This is a genomic window from Denitrovibrio acetiphilus DSM 12809 (assembly GCF_000025725.1).
GTDB classification, from domain to species: domain Bacteria; phylum Chrysiogenota; class Deferribacteres; order Deferribacterales; family Geovibrionaceae; genus Denitrovibrio; species Denitrovibrio acetiphilus.
In genome coordinates this window covers 1,164,667-1,180,097 of record NC_013943.1, presented here as the reverse complement: position 1 = coordinate 1,180,097, position 15,431 = coordinate 1,164,667, and the positions used below count along the sequence as shown (strand labels likewise).

Below are 15,431 nucleotides of genomic sequence, written 5' to 3'. Positions count from 1 at the left end.
AATTAAAGTCTTCAAAAACTCTCTTGTTAAGAGAATCATTACAAAAACTCAAAACCTGTATTCTGAGAATCAATTATCCTGTCTTTAAATTTCAATAACAAAAAAATACACAAAAATACTGTTTTATGCCTGTTTTGTGAATAAAAGATGCTAAAATTAATTATGCTCATATTAACTAATTTAGGTATGACATGAAATGCTATTCCAGTGACTAAAAAGGAGGTACACCATGCAATTAATTGATGTTTTAAAACAAATTGACTCTGATGACGCAATGAAACAAAAGTTTTTGGAAAACCCAAAAGAAGTTCTTACAACAAAAGGACTAGACGTTGATAAGCTTGATATTTCCACTATCAACAAAGCAAACAGAGGTCTGGTTGAAACAACAGAATTAAGGCTTACTGTTTGCGGGTCTCTTGGAGCAGGCGGCGGCGTTAGTGTCGGTGGCGAAGTCTAAAAGAAAACAAGACCATGCTGCCATATACAAAGTCGTCCAATATCAACAACTTAAATATTCTCTCAAACGATGAAACAGGAGCTTTGAGCTGTTTTAATGATTTTGAACTGCTGTTATTTCATATTCTAAAGGGATATGATACCTGCGCCTCTAGAGAAATCATTGAGAACTTACAGATAGATAAAACTGTTGTTGAAAAATTTATAAATAAGCTAAACCACGAAGGGTGGATGAGAGAATCCAGACCGAACAATTACGGCGGGGCGTTGGATGCTGTATATGTCATAGTATCTGAATTATGCAATTATAATTGTAAATATTGCTATATTCAGCCCAAAATTAACAAACGTAACCAAGTAACCAGCTATATCGAAACTAGTATTTTTGCGAAAATTGTCGAAAAAGTCGCAAATTTTAATCCTAATGCTCAGATATTAGTTACAGGCGGAGAGCCTCTTTTACATCCTGAGTTTCTTAAACTGATAGAGATACTTGAAAACAGGAAGCTGAATTTTCAAGTATTAACAAACGGTTCGAAAATCAATGATGAGATCGCCGATAAGCTTTCTGCCTGTAACTATCTGAAAAATGTCCAAGTAAGCCTTGACGGAACCAATGACGAAACCAATGAGATTACCCGGGGGGATACGTTTGCTGAGACCGTATCAGGGGTAGATACATTACATAAATACAATGTGCCTTTCACTATTGCCCCCACAATTCACGACGGAAATGTTCATCTTTTTCAGGAGATGATGCTGTATTCCGTTGATAAAGGCGGAGGTTATACACCAAATAATTATAGGAAAATAAGTGATTCTGACGGCAGTATTTCTCTTGACTATAAAAAGTTTATGGAAATTTTGATAGACTCTGAAAATAATCTTTCGCACAAGCAGCGTAACCGGCTTTCGACCCGAAACAGTCAGAGCATTATCACTCTTCAAAGCACTAGAAATCTATTTTGTTGCGGTACAGGAAAATCTACATTAAACATTGACATGAAAGGAAATGTGTTCCCGTGCCATCTACTGCACGAAACTATGTTTTTGCTAGGAAACGTCATAGAAGAGAGCTTTGCAAGCATAATCTGTAACCCTGTTCTCAATGATATAAGAGTGCACACATACGATATTGATGAATGCTCCGACTGCCATTTCATGAGTATTTGCGGAGGAGGATGCAAGGCCGCTGTTTATAAAAAATACGGCAGGTTCGATAAACCCGATCCTGAATGCAGTGCTTTAAAATACGGGTATGAATTAATTTTCACAGGATTCCCCAAATAAGACAAAAAGTTCTAACTCTGGCAGCTCATCCGTCTTTTAGCCAAATCCCATCACAATTTTATCACAGCATACTACTCTAATTTTGCATCAAGAGGTGGTCCCAGAAATCTGTACAATATGCTAAGGTGGAAAAAGCATATTGGAGGATCACACGATGTCAAAAACAAAACGTACCCGCTACTCAGCCGAGTTTAAATCAAAAGTAGCTCTTGAAGCTCTGAGGGAAGAACTGACCTTATCGGAATTATCAGCCAAGTATAATGTTCATCCGAACCAGATTTCTAAATGGAAGAGTGAAGCCATCAAAGGAATGTCGACAATCTTTTCAAATAAGTCCAGCAAGTCAGAAGAAATGTCAGAAGCAGAAATAAAGGATCTTCATGCAAAAATAGGACAACTAACGGTGGAACGAGATTTTTTGCAACGAGCCTTCGGGAAACGGTAAGCATATCCCGGAGGAAGTTTATGATAGAAAATTCTGGAAGCAAGCTCTCAATTAGCAAGCAGTGCCGGCTTCTTAGTATCAGTCGCTCCAGCTTTTATTATCAAGAGTCTGGAGAGTCTGCTTTAAACCTTGAACTTATGCGTATTATAGACGAGCAGTTTATGATGACGCCTGACTTCGGCTCCAGGCAGATGTCAAAGACTCTCCGAAGGTATGGATACAATGTTGGTCGTAAGCGTATACGCAGACTGATGAATAAGATGGGGATAGCTGCTGTTTATCAGAAGCCTAAGACCAGTAATCCTCATCCTGCTCATAAAAAGTACCCGTATCTGCTCAGGGGGCTGGATATAAGCCGTCCCAATCAGGTTTGGTGTTCAGATATTACTTACATGCCTATGAGGCGTGGATTTCTCTATCTGGTGGCAATTATGGACTGGTACAGCAGAAAAGTTCTGAGCTGGAGACTCTCAAACAGTCTTGATTCTGATTTCTGTGTTGCTGCACTGGAAGAGGCTCTTGAAAAATACGGAACACCTGAAATATTTAACACCGACCAGGGCAGTCAGTTTACCAGCTATGAGTTCACACAGACTCTTAAAGATGCTGGTGTTAGAATCTCTATGGATGGCAGAGGCCGCTGGATGGATAATGTCATGATCGAGCGAATCTGGAGGACATTGAAGTATAGCTTCGTATATCTGCATGCATTTGATAACGGCCACGATCTGAAGCGAGGGCTTAGTAACTGGATAAATTTATACAACACTAGGAGACCGCATTCTTCTCTGGCTGATAGAACACCATATGAAGCTTATAACGGATTAGGGATTCAGATTTGGAAAAAAGATGATAAAATGACTGAGAGTTTACACCTTATTTCGGTCTAAAAACTGTACAGAATATGGGGACCACCTCTTTCCAAAGAAGGGCCAGTAAACCCGACATAAAAGCCAGCGACCATTCTGGTAAACACATCCACACAAAAATACAGCACTGGTCTGCCTACAATCCAATCTCTGTTCATGCCTGAAACAAGGTAGATATCGGCAATTGTTGCATCGATCTGGTATTGACCACCAGGGCAATTAGCTTCCCCTGATGAATCACCAAGAACAGGTCTGTAGTCCTTCATATACTTTTTAGTGCCTTTTTTAAATCTTAAAGCCTCTTCGTTGCTATAAGTTTCATGATAGAACCTCACAAACTGTCCATAGGAAGGATAAAGCTGCTTATCACCTTCACTGTGAGTCTCTTCTCGAAAATACTCAGCAATCATATCTTCGTATGCTCCTTTATAGGTTTGTCTATGAGCATTTTTGTTGTATTTTTTGAATGCCTTCAGGAATATCTTTTTAATTTCGGGGGTAAGTTTAACCCCATTACCTAGCCTGTCGGCATGTTTCCTTTTACGTCCGGATTTCGCCACATCATCCCTATGCTCGTACCTGCCGCAGTTATTGTAGTCAGGCAGCAGAGCATTCTTTGTCATTCCCCTTTGCCAATATTGTTTAAGATTAACGTAAATTCTCTTTTTCTGTGATCCTGTCACACGAGATAGCTCCTGAATAAGCAAACCTCGCTGATTCTTCATGTATATCTCAGGTTCTTCAGATACAATGCTTGATATTATCTTCCACCTGTTATCTCTTCTGGTTTTATGATTTCCAGGAATCTCTTCCTCATCAAAGATATACGCATATAGATCTTCGTCTGGTTCTGAAGAGTTAAACAATTCCTGCATACTTATCCTTTCCGGAACTGATAACGATTCTATATCAAAGATAAACGCAAACTCGCTCTTTGGATCAACCCACAAGACTCTCACTAATCTATCATCATCCAGTTTAAGCACCTGATTCTTTGCTATCATCATTTTTACATCACCTGAATATCCCTACATTTCATTGATATGCTAAATTTGTTTCTCATATCCACTTTTATTCTTTTCTTAAATACCAGACATTTAAATATACTTAATGCTTGTCCAACCTCTAAACCATAATACTCATCAGTACCCAAAAGAACATTCTTCAGATTGTCTTCAGCAGTACCAATGCCTCTGAGCACTGCATTTACGTGTTCTTCTGATATCTTTTCGTCTTGGAGGTAGCTACGACTACGGTGATAAAACTCTATATTAGCAACAATTACGTTGTCGATTTCATTTTCTGTCACGATACCCCAGTCAACACCACGTCTGTCCCAGTACTCTTTTTCAACAGCAAACTTTTTAAGAACACTCTTTTTATTGAGCTCTTTGCTCATTTTAAATGTTCTGGCAATAACATGATTATTATCAATAGAAATAAGGAAATCCGTTGTCATTATTATGTCATTGCCTCTGACATTAGCGTGCTTTAAGTCGAGTTTGTTTGCTATCTCTCTGGTCTCAGCAATATCTAATGGAAACTGCTCACGGATATCACTTACATTAGTCGCCCACTCAAGATAATAGAAATACCTTGTCTCATTACGGGAAAGCAGATGATGCACCCTGCTTGTCTTACTGCCATTTATTCTGCTGACAGTTGAGTTAAGACCTTTCGTGCAGGGAATTTTGATAGCGGGTTCATATTCGCTGAGTTGAGGTTGTCCATAAGAAAGATCAGGCATGTAATCACCTTGAAAGCAATTTTCTATAGTATAACACTATAAAACCTGAATGTCGGACTAATTGAAAAATTGTCCAACTAAATAGAAAAATGTCAGACCAATTAGAAAAGTGTCAAACTTGATTAGAAAGATACACTTTTTGAATTAAAAAGGGGGCACACCACTAATGCACCCCCAGGACAGTATAACGCGAATTACTTCACGCTTTCGACGCCAAAGTTATTGCCGCTTTACGCGGTTTTGCGATGTCAAACGACAGAAAATCTCCATAGAAGCTGCCTGATACGTTCGCAAAATTGCTGATCATTGCTGTTCACTGACATATAGTTAAGCTTGTTAAGCCTGTATCTTATATAATCTTTAAAACTTACTCTGTTCTCTTTAAGAAACCAGTTTTTCTGATCTTTAAACATTCCTGATGTTGCCATCAGAGGTAGGGTGACAACTATGAAATATATATAGTCCATCTCTCTGTTAGAAATGCTGTCATCGGATGCCATTTCCACCACCATGTCCATAGCTTTCTCAGGCAGGGCTTCAGGAAAGTCATACACTCTGTCAAGTATCTGTTCATTAGGCGCAGCATAGACTACATTTTCGCTGAAGCTACTGCTGTGAAAGAAGTTCTGTCCGTTAACCGCTGTTGATGCCATAGTTAGCTCCTGTTTCTCTCTCGTTGTTACTTATAACAAGAGATGTGCCAGTTTTTTAAGGAAATAATTACCTGAATTGACATTGATTTCAGCGATTAAGAAAAAAACATGAAGAAATTAAGGAATATTTTTCCATATTGACGATAAAAAAGTACACAGGGTTAATTGATAAGCCACACAGAACATATTTAACACTAACACAACAAAATGTCCCATATCCTCAGATAGAGTATGAATTTTCATTTTTTATAGAAATAATATTTTAGCAACTTCTGCTGTCTACGGCGAATGAGTCAACTTAACCTGTTTTGAGTGCAGCATATATTCTACAAAGAAACAAGTTCATCCTTGCTCAGATATATTCTTCCCAAATCAAAATGTACTAACTCGACAATTGCTTATCAAGCATCTCTTCCATGCTGTCGACTACATCTGCAAGTTTATGCTTCTGTTTATCCAGCAGAGAGCCGTGCTTATGGAGGCGCTTCAACACCTCTTTTAGTTCTTCAACCCTTTCTGAAAGATGTTCACTTGTGCCGTATACAGCATTATCTGGTTTCACCTTACACCTCAAGTGCACTTACAATAGTAATTGATGCCTGTTATAGAGCAAATCACATACCAAAACAAAATCAGCTTTACTAAATATAACTAACAAGTCGGCAGGAAATCCAATTACTTAATTCAATGCTTAATATTTGTGTATAAAATAATATTACAGCTTTTCCAAAACAGACTTAACTTTTTTGTCTAATCCGCCTGCTCTGTCTCTCCTGTAGTCTATCTTTATGGATATAGAAAGCCTGTTGCACTCTTCAAGGATCTCTGACGCTTTGTTTATAACAGCGAGAACATCCTCAAGCCTGTCCCCTTCGATAATGGTTCCCATAGGGGTCAGCTGCCACTCCAGACCACTTTCTTTTATAACTTTAACGGCTCTCGAAACATAGCAGGAAACACTTTCGCCATCTCCCAGCGGTGTTATCGAAACAAAAGCCATTGCACTCATCATTCACCTCAACAAAAATCGTTTGCAATCACTAAGTGATAGTATAAGATGAGACCTCATAAACTCAAGGGAATAATAATATGTCTGAAAGAAAAAATATTACGATCAACTACTATAGGCTTGAAGCCGCTGAAGAAGTTTTTTACCACGATCTTGACGACAGGCTCACAACACTTGCTGACGGAGGGATGGATTTCGGTTTCTTCGATGGGCGATCTAAAGAGCTGATGTTTAAGATCTTCGACCCGATAGAAATTTCTGACCGCAAGCTTCATTTTGTCAGTCTTATCAAAGAGAAACAATTTCTACCCGTTTGGTTTAACCGTGAGGGCGACATAGAGGAAGCACCGCTTGAAGGCGGAATGCTTGGTGACATAAGCTACGGGCTAATTGACCCGATGCTTCAGTGCGTCATAATGTTCTCCGGCGGATTCGGACCGGGTGCATCAGGTTTCGCAGATTTTGCCCGATGGCTCACAGATGATCAGTCCGCAGGGTGCACCCCAATCTTCATAAACAACGCCTACGATCAGGTTACACAGTGGGAAGTCTACCGTAAGCTTAACATAAGCATAGAAGCCCCGGCTCTCGATTTTGTAGACAATGTATTGGATAGTGAATACGGAAGTAATTTTGAAATGCTCAACACCCTGAAAGGGCTCAAAATAGACCTTGCAGTCTCTATGGGGCACACCAAAGGCTCGCTGGATAAAGACCTTGTCAGGAAGTTTATAAAAAAAGTGCTCGAAGAAAATTTTGCTGGCAAGCTTAAAGTTGCAGGGAAAAACTTTGATGAACAGTCAACAGAAGAGCACGATCTTTACAGCGCAAAGCTTAAACACAAAACAGAAATAGTGGTTTCAGGTATGCATATATCACCAGAAGAGGCAAAATCGTCCCTCTTTGAAGCATATCAGATCAATCTTGAGCAGATCGAGTCAGCGGTAGCTGATTTTGAAGAAGAGTAGTAATCGATCATTTCTTTAAATCCAATAACGATATTGCTGATGTTTTGTTCACTCAGAGCATCAGCATATACATCCGGCGACTCCGCATACCCGTCATATGACACAGAATACATTTTAGCAAGAAACCGGTATGTGCTTTCAACGTGGTGCTTACGTTCCCTTGTTGATTTTAAAACACTGTATATTTCCCCAAAAGACTCAACATGTTTAACAGAGCTCAACTGCTGGAAATACATGTCAGCAAAGACAAAAGCTGGTATTCCATATATACCCGCTTCAAGACACGCTGTCCCGCTAACTGAAACCACAGCAGAAGCATTTCTTATTAGTGTTTCGCTGTTTGTCACCGGATTCGCGACCACAACGACAGGGTTTCGTTTAAGATACCTGTAGAAATCCATACCAATAGATTTAAGCGGATGAGGCTTAACCACAAGCTTAACCCCGGCAGGCATAGCTTTGGCAAGATTATTTATTAGCTCTTTCTGATTCGCACAGTACAAACCGAGAATATCAATAGTAGCTTCCGGCTGAACATGCAAAGGAAAATAGCAGTATTTCTGCGGTAGACCACAGTTACAGCCTATCCTTACAGCTATGCTGTTTATAAAGTTTCTGAGCTTATCTGAAACAAGGCTGAAAAACGAAGGCATAGTCATATCATTAACATCACCGCGCAAATGTCTTACGGCGTGATAACAAAATGATTTAATAAGACTCTTACGGGGGAGATTCATATAAAAAGGTTTTTTCCAGCGGGTCACGAAGCTATCATAGAGTTCCTGCCCAACACTGATATCAACAGTTTTACCGGTAGCAACGGGCTCCCGCAAAAAGACCCCTTCGAAAAAGGCAAAGCGTCCGGACGGACACCTTATTGTAACAGGTTTAAGGAATGGTATACCCAGTTCACGGCAGACAGCAGCACAAACGAGCTCTCCCCCCCATGTTGCTTCACCAAAAACAATCTCAACATTATTATTTACCAGAAAGTTTCTGATTTTCAGATATGCACATGAAATATATGCAAGTGCAACACTATAGGGCTTTGTACGTAAAACTCTGTCTGAAGCTATCATGCCGTTAACAGATATTTCAGAATATCGTTCAAGATCAGCCAACGCACCTAAATCAACATCTGAAAATATTGATATATCAACAACTTTACTCTCTTCCACAGAAGCAAGAATATCTTTAACAAGTCCGGAACCAGTTGATATCCAGAAAGCCTTATGTCCTGACCTCTCCAGCCTTTCAGCGACCCGTTTAAAAGTAGCTGTTCGCCTGTGGTTACAGACAAAGGCTATCTTTGAGGACATGCCGGAATCACAACCCTATGTTAGCAGTCACTATATCGAAGATATTTTCTACTGCATCATCAACGTCTTTATCTGCCGGATTCGGACGTACAGCGCAGATAAAAACAGAAAAGCCAAGCTGGTTGTTAACATATATTTTAATATCATGAATTTTCGGGTAGGCTTTAACGTTTTCGCCATAAACGGGAATAATGATCATGTCATAATCTTTAAATTTCGCTAATTTCTCCACATTTTCAAAACTTTTCTGAATAATTCCGGAAGAAAAAAGAATTCTCGTATTATCTTTTTTAAGTACACGCCGACCTTTATCAAGTCCAAGTTGTGCCTTAGCCTTCTTTATAACTTTTTCCGCTGCGGAAACATTTTCAACAGAAACAAGGACAATCATTTTTTTCATATAAGACCCCATACGCATGGATTTTAACTATCAGAATACACAAGCTCAATAAAGATCATTGGCGCATAATGGGCATAAAACATTAATTAGCCCATCTTTAAATTTCTCAATGCTTTACTAAGATACTTAGTAATAAACTGAAGCGAATTTTTAAGCCGCTCCTGATTGTACAAAGAGAGCTGTGAGGGGTCAATATTTTTATTAGCTTCACCCCCGTGTTCAACCTTCGCTATCTGCTCTTTTAGCAATAAGTCAACTATCGTCTCATATGAGCTTTGAAAGTCGGAAACGGTTTCTGCTGAAAGAACTTTTTTACGCTCAAGATGCTTAGTCCGTTCCAGAGTATTAAGGTCGTTCAAGCCTGCTTTCAGGGTGTATGCCCGGGTAACATCCACAAGAAAAGTAAGAGCGGAAGACTTGAGGTTTATAGTCCCTTTCTTCTCCCCCTCTTTTTCAAGATTAATCCTGCCGAAAAAATTAATTGGCTGCCTTGTGTTAAGGTCGCGCTCGAGCATCTGCACCAGAAATACAGGACGTTCGGGCACACTCACCGATATAAACTCTTTAAGCTCCCACACAAGTTTTTCATCCCCTTCAAACCTATCCATATCAAAGAAAACCGAAGACCACAAAAAACCTTCACTGCCCGGATTGCTAATCCAGCCTGCTATGACCTTTTTCCACTCTTTCAGTGTTTTAACCATATCCGGATTAGATGCCATGATATTACCTTTGCACTTTTCATAACCAACATATGCTAGGTTCTCTGCAAGCATCTCACCAAACCTTACAAAGTGCTTTTTGTCTTCACCTGAAGCGGAATTATCGAGTACAAAAGCATGATCCTGATCAGGGTCAAGCATCATCTCTCTACGCCCCCCACTCCCCATTATTATCATAGAGTTACCAACCTTCTGCATAACCTCAAGCATCTCTGACGGGGCTCCGTCCAACGTTATCTTAAAAACTTTTTTCTGTATGTTTATGTGTACTGCAGACAAAACGGGCAGCACAGTGCTTGTAAGGCGCGAATTAGAAACCAGAGTTTTAGCTATCTCAAAGAGCTTACTATGGGCTTCCCGAAGCTGTTCAAGGGTAGTCATCCCGTTTATATGAGCGTTGTAAATGTTGCTGTTCTGAAAAACAATATTCATCAGGTCCTTATTTGATATCAGACCGACAGGCTTGTCAGACTTCACGACTACCGCATAATCCTCCCCTTGCTCCTGAAGTTCGGCGATAGCTTCCACTATAGGAAACTCCGGAGGCATAGCTACCGGGTCAACATTCATATATTTCAGCACATCGACAGCCATATTTTCCCGGTCAGGATTTGCCATATATTTATGAACAAGCTGTTTTGAAGTGAGCAGCCCGGCGAGACGACCATCATCATCTGTAACAACAAGGGAACCGATCTTATGTTCTGCCATCATTGCCGATGCATCGAATATGCTTTCATCAGTATTTATGGTGAATATAGGCGTCACCATACACCCGCCAACAGATTTATATGTATTTTCTGTAAGGTTTGCGGGGTTACCTCCTGAAAGTTTTGACAGGCGCTCAAAAGTCATTTTATTATATTTTATTCTGAAATCCTCGACTTCCTCCATGAGCTTATATATGCATATTTCAGGTAAGAAAATCAGTTCACATTCTTCTTCTGCCCTTGCTGTAACATAATAATTTGATTTTCCCAAAAAAGTAGTCAGCCCGATCATATCTCCATAGACCATCTCAATATTAGTACCGTTATCATTATAAAGCTCAGCTTTGCCGCTCAGGATAACGTAAACTCCCCTGTGGTAGGACTCGCCTCTTTTAAAGATGTATTCGTCTTTATCCAGATACACAACCTGAGCTTTTCCTGTCATGACACTCAGCCTCTTAACCGGAACATGATTGAACAGGTAAAACGACTGAAGCTGCTGAATTATTTTTGAGTCCTCTGAAATATTTGTAAACTTCATAATTATTTTTAACCTCTAATCAATATATTTGCACTGTAAATTTATTTTATAAATATGTTCTAAATACAAGTAAATATTATAATATTCAGTAAATAATATCAACGTATAACGAAAAGTACTACTTATATTAAAATACGCATATATTCTATTATTGTAAATTTATCCTTAAAATATAGGTATTTATTGTTGATTATAAATAATCTCAGAAGGCTTATACAGAGCGAATTTTAGTCTATAGTGAACATCTCATTTGTGTACTTATGATAAATTTCCACAAAAAGAGATTATGATCTAAACTACTAATAATTAATCATATCATAAAAAACATCTTGACACTTGATTTAGATAATGTAATTAATTACCCATGAAAAGAGAAAGATGTTTTAAAATTCAGGCAACATATTTAACACTCAGAGTTCATCAAATGTTGACTGATCATATTTTTCTTAACAGTTAAACATTACGCAAGGAGGAGAGAATGCACGATGTTTTAAACTCGGAAAGATTCAAAGCGCTCATCAGAAAAAGATGGACGTTCAGTTTCATCATGTTGATGATCTTGTTTGTAATCTATTACGGTTACGTTCTCTTGATCGCATTTGACAAAGATTTTATCGCCCAGAAGGTCGGCGAACACACCACAGTCGGCATATACCTGACAGTTGGAGTCATCATCTCTGCATGGCTTCTGACAGTCATCTATGTTGTCTGGGCAAACAAAGTCTACGACAAAGAAGTCGAAGAACTTAAGAAGATGCTGTAAGGAGGGCTGACCAATGAAGTTTAATTTTGGCGAACCAAATGCAGTCGCAATAGGCTGCTTCGTACTCGTGGTAATGCTCACTTTTGCAGTGACATGGTTTGTATCCAGAAAACAGCAGCAGTCCGCAGGCAGCTATTACACTGGCGGAGGCGGAATCTCCGGCTTTCAGAACGGTCTTGCACTTGCAGGTGACTATATGTCTGCCGCATCCTTCCTCGGGATCTCAGGTATGGTGGCTCTTCAAGGATTTGACGGTATGATATACGCTGTGGGCTGGCTTGTCGGATGGCCTGCGCTTATGTTCCTTATAGCAGAACCCCTTCGTAACCTCGGTAAATACAGTTTTGCCGACGTTGTGGCATCACGCCTCAAGCAGGGACCTATCAGAACAGCTTCTGCTATAACAGGTTTAATGGTTGTCATATCCTATACAGTAGCCCAAATGGTCGGCTCAGGTAAACTCATAGAGCTTATGTTCGGTATCCCTTATACTATGGCTGAAATCATAGTTGGTACAGTTATGCTCATGTACGTTATCTTCGGCGGTATGCTTGCCACAACATGGGTACAGATCATCAAGGCATGTCTCCTTCTCTTCGGTGTAACAGTGCTTGCGATCCTTGCTCTTTCTAAATTCGGTTTCAGCCCCAGCAACCTGTACGGTGCAGTTGAAACACAGATAGGTGCAGAGATGTTCCGCCCCGGCGGTTTGGTAAAAAGCCCTGTGGAAGCGGTTTCACTTGGTCTTGCTCTCATGCTCGGACTTCTGGGACTTCCGCACATCCTCATGCGTTTCTTCACAGTGCCGGATGCTAAAGAGGCGAGAAAATCCGTTGTTTATGCTACAACTTTCATCGGATACTTTTATCTGATAATTCCTATAGTCGGCTTCGCAGCAGTTGTCCTTATGGGTAAAGAGGCAATAATGGCTGTTGGTTCCGGCGGTAATATGGCTGCCCCTATGCTGGCGCAGCTCGTAGGTGGAACACCTTTCCTCGGGTTCATCTCAGCCGTTGCCTTTGCAACTATCCTTGCGGTTGTTGCCGGTCTTGCGCTGGCTGCTTCTGCTGCCCTTGCTAACGACCTTTACATCAGCACGTTTAAAAAAGGACAGGCTGACGACAGTGAAAAACTGAAAGCAGCAAGAGTTGCCACAATAATCTACGGTGTTGTTGCTGTGGGGCTCGGGATACTTTTCAAAGGACAGAACGTTGCTTTTCTTGTCGCTCTGGCATTCTCCATTGCAGCGAGCTCAAACTTCCCTGCGCTGTTCCTCTCTATAGTATGGAAGAAGTTCAGCACGACGGGCGCTGTTATGGGTATCCTCTTCGGTGGGCTTTCCGCAATGGTACTCATCATTATCAGCCCGACAGTATGGGTTGAGCTGCTCGGCAACGAAACAGCACTCTTTCCTTATAAATTTCCTACAGTAGTTTCACTGCCTCTCGCTTTCATCGGTTCATGGATAGGTTCTATAATGGTTCCGGATCTTGAAGCTCAGGAAAAATTCGAGGAGCAAAAAATACGTACTTACCTTGGTGTTGGAGCAGATTCCGCTTCAGACCACTAAAAATAGGTTTATACATTTCAACCTTCTTTAAGGGGTGCCGCAGGGTACCCCTTTTTCAATGTTACAATTCATTGACAAACATAGTCAGCGACAGTCAAACATCATAGAGGAAAACAATACATATATTCCATATGCAAATCTTGCAATTTCCGGAGATAGTTCTAGAATATCAATATTATTATTTACATGGAGCGGAAAATGCATGATTACTACGAAAGATATAAACGTCAGATAATGCTAAAGGACTTCGGTAGAGAAAAACAGGATATATTAAAAAACTCTTCTGTTTTTATAGGGGGGATAGGCGGTCTGGGTGGTGCAACAGCTGCATATCTCGCATCAGCAGGTATAGGCAGAATGGTGATATCTCACTACGGAAACCTCACTGAGAGCAATATGAATCGTCAGCACCTGATGGATGTCAACCGTATTGGCGAGCCCAGAATAGATATCGCGGTTGAAAACATTCTTAAAATAAACCCAGACATAGAACTTGAAATGCACAATATACGCCTGAACGAAAATAAAGCAGAAAAATTTATCGAAGGGTGCGATGTTGCCGTGTCAGCAAGACCAAACTTTCCTGAACGTATGGCGATGAACAACGCATGTGTTAAGCTCGGTGTACCGATGATAGAAGCAGCAATGGACGATATGGTCGGTTATTATTTTAACATATTCCCACATGAAACTGCATGTCTGCGATGTTTTGTATCAGAAGACGTGCCAGACTGGAAAGAGCTCGGTTTTGGAGTATTGGGCGCAGTGTCAGGGACAATAGGCTCGCTCGCCGCTGTCGAAGCTGTAAAGATAATCACGAAACACGGAACACCGCTGAAAGGGAAAATGATGCATATAGACTTCAACACCATGCGTACCATAACGCCAAAACTCAAAAGAAACCCTGACTGCCCTGTATGCGGCAGGAGATAGCTTTGTAATTTGTTTCTAATATGTGTAATAATCACATATGGAAGCTATAATTAATATTATCCTGACCTCCGGTAAAACAGGAGTTGACATCGCTCTATACATCCTGCTGCCTATACTGGTTGTTATGATGGGCTTTATGAAGCTGATGGAGGCAAAAGGAGTTCTCGCATTCACAGCCAAACTGCTCGCACCTCTCGTAAAGCCTTTCGGGATCCCTGGTATCGGGATATTTGCCGCCCTCCAGATAATGCTTGTAAGCTTTGCTGCCCCCATGGCAACATTTGCGATAATGGAGACAGATGGTACAGACAAGCGGCGATTAGCCACTGTCTTCTCTATGGTTCTTACGATGTCTCAGGCAAACGTAACATTCCCTATGGCGGCTGTGGGGCTAAACCTCCCTGTAATCTTTGCAACATCCCTAATAGGTGGCCTTATATCTGCATCCGCCACATACTATATATTTGCCAGAACACTGGGGGAAGAATCTTTTACTGACACACTGCAAGTGACATCCAACCATACAGAAAATGCTCTAAATACAGTAATAAAAGGCAGTCAGGAAGCCCTCAATATTGTTTTCAAATCTATTCCGCTACTGATACTTGCCATCTGCTTTGTAGGCTTTCTAAAACACTTCAATGCAATAACCATGCTCGAAAATATACTTTCCCCCATTCTCGGAGTATTTGGAATAACCGGAGCTAGTGTTCTGCCCATTGTGACAAAGTTTCTCGCAGGGGGTACAGCAATGATGGGCATCACATTTGATATGCTTAAAGAAGGCATCTTGTCTGTACCTGAATTCAACAGGATTGCAGGATTTATCATGAATCCTTTCGATCTGGTGGGGATAGCCGTACTGATGACAGCCGGGGCAAAAACAGCATCAATAGCCAGACCTGCAATAATTGGCGCAATGCTCGGCATTACTATCAGGGGGGTAATACACCTTATAATCTTCTAAAGCTTTGTATCATCAACAGGGAATGGCATCAATGCCCCACAAAAATGTTGCGCATCTAACCTACTT

16 protein-coding genes are annotated in these 15,431 nt (G+C 40.6%); 8 read left to right on the top strand and 8 right to left on the bottom strand.

What is annotated here, in order from left to right; genetic code table 11:
* Positions 1-229: 229 nt before the first annotated feature.
* The 3 genes from DACET_RS05690 to DACET_RS05675 all read left to right on the top strand — a co-directional run bounded on the left by DACET_RS05690 (position 230) and on the right by DACET_RS05675 (position 3,084).
* Positions 230-460, top strand: a complete 231-nt coding sequence (locus DACET_RS05690) for a hypothetical protein (protein WP_013010425.1) — start codon at positions 230-232, stop codon at positions 458-460.
* A 14-nt stretch (positions 461-474) separates the two neighbouring features.
* Positions 475-1,749, top strand: coding sequence for a radical SAM/SPASM domain-containing protein (locus DACET_RS05685; RefSeq protein WP_013010424.1), 1,275 nt, complete (start codon positions 475-477; stop codon positions 1,747-1,749).
* A 154-nt stretch (positions 1,750-1,903) separates the two neighbouring features.
* Positions 1,904-3,084 (top strand): IS3 family transposase gene (locus DACET_RS05675; protein ID WP_430640267.1). Its coding sequence is split into 2 segments (ribosomal slippage): positions 1,904-2,182 and positions 2,185-3,084, totalling 1,179 coding nucleotides; the frame shifts between segments, so codons are not numbered across the junction.
* Here DACET_RS05675 and DACET_RS05670 read toward each other — a convergent pair.
* The 5 genes from DACET_RS05670 to DACET_RS05650 all read right to left on the bottom strand — a co-directional run bounded on the left by DACET_RS05670 (position 3,081) and on the right by DACET_RS05650 (position 6,475).
* Complete coding sequence (locus tag DACET_RS05670; protein ID WP_013010423.1) at positions 3,081-4,070, bottom strand: hypothetical protein; 990 nt, start codon at positions 4,068-4,070, stop codon at positions 3,081-3,083. The genes DACET_RS05675 and DACET_RS05670 overlap by 4 nt on opposite strands.
* A 2-nt stretch (positions 4,071-4,072) precedes the next feature.
* Positions 4,073-4,810: a heteromeric transposase endonuclease subunit TnsA gene (locus DACET_RS05665; RefSeq protein ID WP_013010422.1), complete on the bottom strand. Its 738-nt coding sequence runs from the start codon at positions 4,808-4,810 to the stop codon at positions 4,073-4,075.
* Between the two features lie 248 nt (positions 4,811-5,058).
* Positions 5,059-5,463 (bottom strand): hypothetical protein, encoded by a 405-nt coding sequence (locus tag DACET_RS05660; RefSeq protein ID WP_013010421.1) that lies wholly within the window; start codon positions 5,461-5,463, stop codon positions 5,059-5,061.
* Positions 5,464-5,845: 382 nt separating this feature from the next.
* Entirely contained in the window at positions 5,846-6,025 is a 180-nt protein-coding gene (locus DACET_RS05655) for a hypothetical protein (RefSeq protein WP_013010420.1), read from the bottom strand.
* Between the two features lie 153 nt (positions 6,026-6,178).
* Positions 6,179-6,475 (bottom strand): MTH1187 family thiamine-binding protein, encoded by a 297-nt coding sequence (locus DACET_RS05650; RefSeq protein ID WP_244392570.1) that lies wholly within the window; start codon positions 6,473-6,475, stop codon positions 6,179-6,181.
* A gap of 77 nt (positions 6,476-6,552) precedes the next feature.
* Between DACET_RS05650 and DACET_RS05645 the strand changes: the two genes are divergently transcribed.
* On the top strand, positions 6,553-7,440 hold the full coding sequence (locus DACET_RS05645) for a DUF6731 family protein (RefSeq protein WP_013010418.1): 888 nt from the start codon (positions 6,553-6,555) through the stop codon (positions 7,438-7,440).
* On the opposite strand, the gene DACET_RS05640 is transcribed toward DACET_RS05645, so the two are convergent.
* From DACET_RS05640 to DACET_RS05630, 3 genes are all read right to left on the bottom strand, one after another.
* Positions 7,386-8,759: a hypothetical protein gene (locus tag DACET_RS05640; protein WP_013010417.1), complete on the bottom strand. Its 1,374-nt coding sequence runs from the start codon at positions 8,757-8,759 to the stop codon at positions 7,386-7,388. The genes DACET_RS05645 and DACET_RS05640 overlap by 55 nt on opposite strands.
* Before the next feature lie 7 nt (positions 8,760-8,766).
* Entirely contained in the window at positions 8,767-9,159 is a 393-nt protein-coding gene (locus tag DACET_RS05635) for a hypothetical protein (RefSeq protein ID WP_041229921.1), read from the bottom strand.
* An 86-nt stretch (positions 9,160-9,245) separates the two neighbouring features.
* Positions 9,246-11,132 (bottom strand): putative nucleotidyltransferase substrate binding domain-containing protein, encoded by a 1,887-nt coding sequence (locus DACET_RS05630; RefSeq protein ID WP_013010415.1) that lies wholly within the window; start codon positions 11,130-11,132, stop codon positions 9,246-9,248.
* A 478-nt stretch (positions 11,133-11,610) separates the two neighbouring features.
* On the opposite strand from DACET_RS05630, the gene DACET_RS05625 reads away from it, so the two are divergent.
* From DACET_RS05625 to DACET_RS05610, 4 genes are all read left to right on the top strand, one after another.
* On the top strand, positions 11,611-11,895 hold the full coding sequence (locus DACET_RS05625) for a DUF485 domain-containing protein (protein WP_013010414.1): 285 nt from the start codon (positions 11,611-11,613) through the stop codon (positions 11,893-11,895).
* Positions 11,896-11,908: 13 nt separating this feature from the next.
* Entirely contained in the window at positions 11,909-13,465 is a 1,557-nt protein-coding gene (locus tag DACET_RS05620) for a sodium:solute symporter family transporter (RefSeq protein ID WP_013010413.1), read from the top strand.
* Between the two features lie 198 nt (positions 13,466-13,663).
* Positions 13,664-14,398, top strand: a complete 735-nt coding sequence (locus tag DACET_RS05615) for a HesA/MoeB/ThiF family protein (RefSeq protein WP_013010412.1) — start codon at positions 13,664-13,666, stop codon at positions 14,396-14,398.
* Positions 14,399-14,435: 37 nt separating this feature from the next.
* Complete coding sequence (locus DACET_RS05610) at positions 14,436-15,365, top strand: hypothetical protein (protein ID WP_013010411.1); 930 nt, start codon at positions 14,436-14,438, stop codon at positions 15,363-15,365.
* Positions 15,366-15,431: the final 66 nt, after the last annotated feature.

Coding starts and splice junctions, on each gene's coding strand:
- DACET_RS05665 (WP_013010422.1), bottom strand. CDS start 4,810: ATGCCTGATCTTTCTTATGGACAACCTCAACTCAGCGAATATGAACCC.
- DACET_RS05620 (WP_013010413.1), top strand. CDS start 11,909: ATGAAGTTTAATTTTGGCGAACCAAATGCAGTCGCAATAGGCTGCTTC.
- DACET_RS05635 (WP_041229921.1), bottom strand. CDS start 9,159: ATGAAAAAAATGATTGTCCTTGTTTCTGTTGAAAATGTTTCCGCAGCG.
- DACET_RS05650 (WP_244392570.1), bottom strand. CDS start 6,475: ATGATGAGTGCAATGGCTTTTGTTTCGATAACACCGCTGGGAGATGGC.
- DACET_RS05640 (WP_013010417.1), bottom strand. CDS start 8,759: ATGTCCTCAAAGATAGCCTTTGTCTGTAACCACAGGCGAACAGCTACT.
- DACET_RS05660 (WP_013010421.1), bottom strand. CDS start 5,463: ATGGCATCAACAGCGGTTAACGGACAGAACTTCTTTCACAGCAGTAGC.
- DACET_RS05685 (WP_013010424.1), top strand. CDS start 475: ATGCTGCCATATACAAAGTCGTCCAATATCAACAACTTAAATATTCTC.
- DACET_RS05610 (WP_013010411.1), top strand. CDS start 14,436: ATGGAAGCTATAATTAATATTATCCTGACCTCCGGTAAAACAGGAGTT.
- DACET_RS05615 (WP_013010412.1), top strand. CDS start 13,664: ATGCATGATTACTACGAAAGATATAAACGTCAGATAATGCTAAAGGAC.
- DACET_RS05670 (WP_013010423.1), bottom strand. CDS start 4,070: ATGATGATAGCAAAGAATCAGGTGCTTAAACTGGATGATGATAGATTA.
- DACET_RS05625 (WP_013010414.1), top strand. CDS start 11,611: ATGCACGATGTTTTAAACTCGGAAAGATTCAAAGCGCTCATCAGAAAA.
- DACET_RS05645 (WP_013010418.1), top strand. CDS start 6,553: ATGTCTGAAAGAAAAAATATTACGATCAACTACTATAGGCTTGAAGCC.
- DACET_RS05690 (WP_013010425.1), top strand. CDS start 230: ATGCAATTAATTGATGTTTTAAAACAAATTGACTCTGATGACGCAATG.
- DACET_RS05630 (WP_013010415.1), bottom strand. CDS start 11,132: ATGAAGTTTACAAATATTTCAGAGGACTCAAAAATAATTCAGCAGCTT.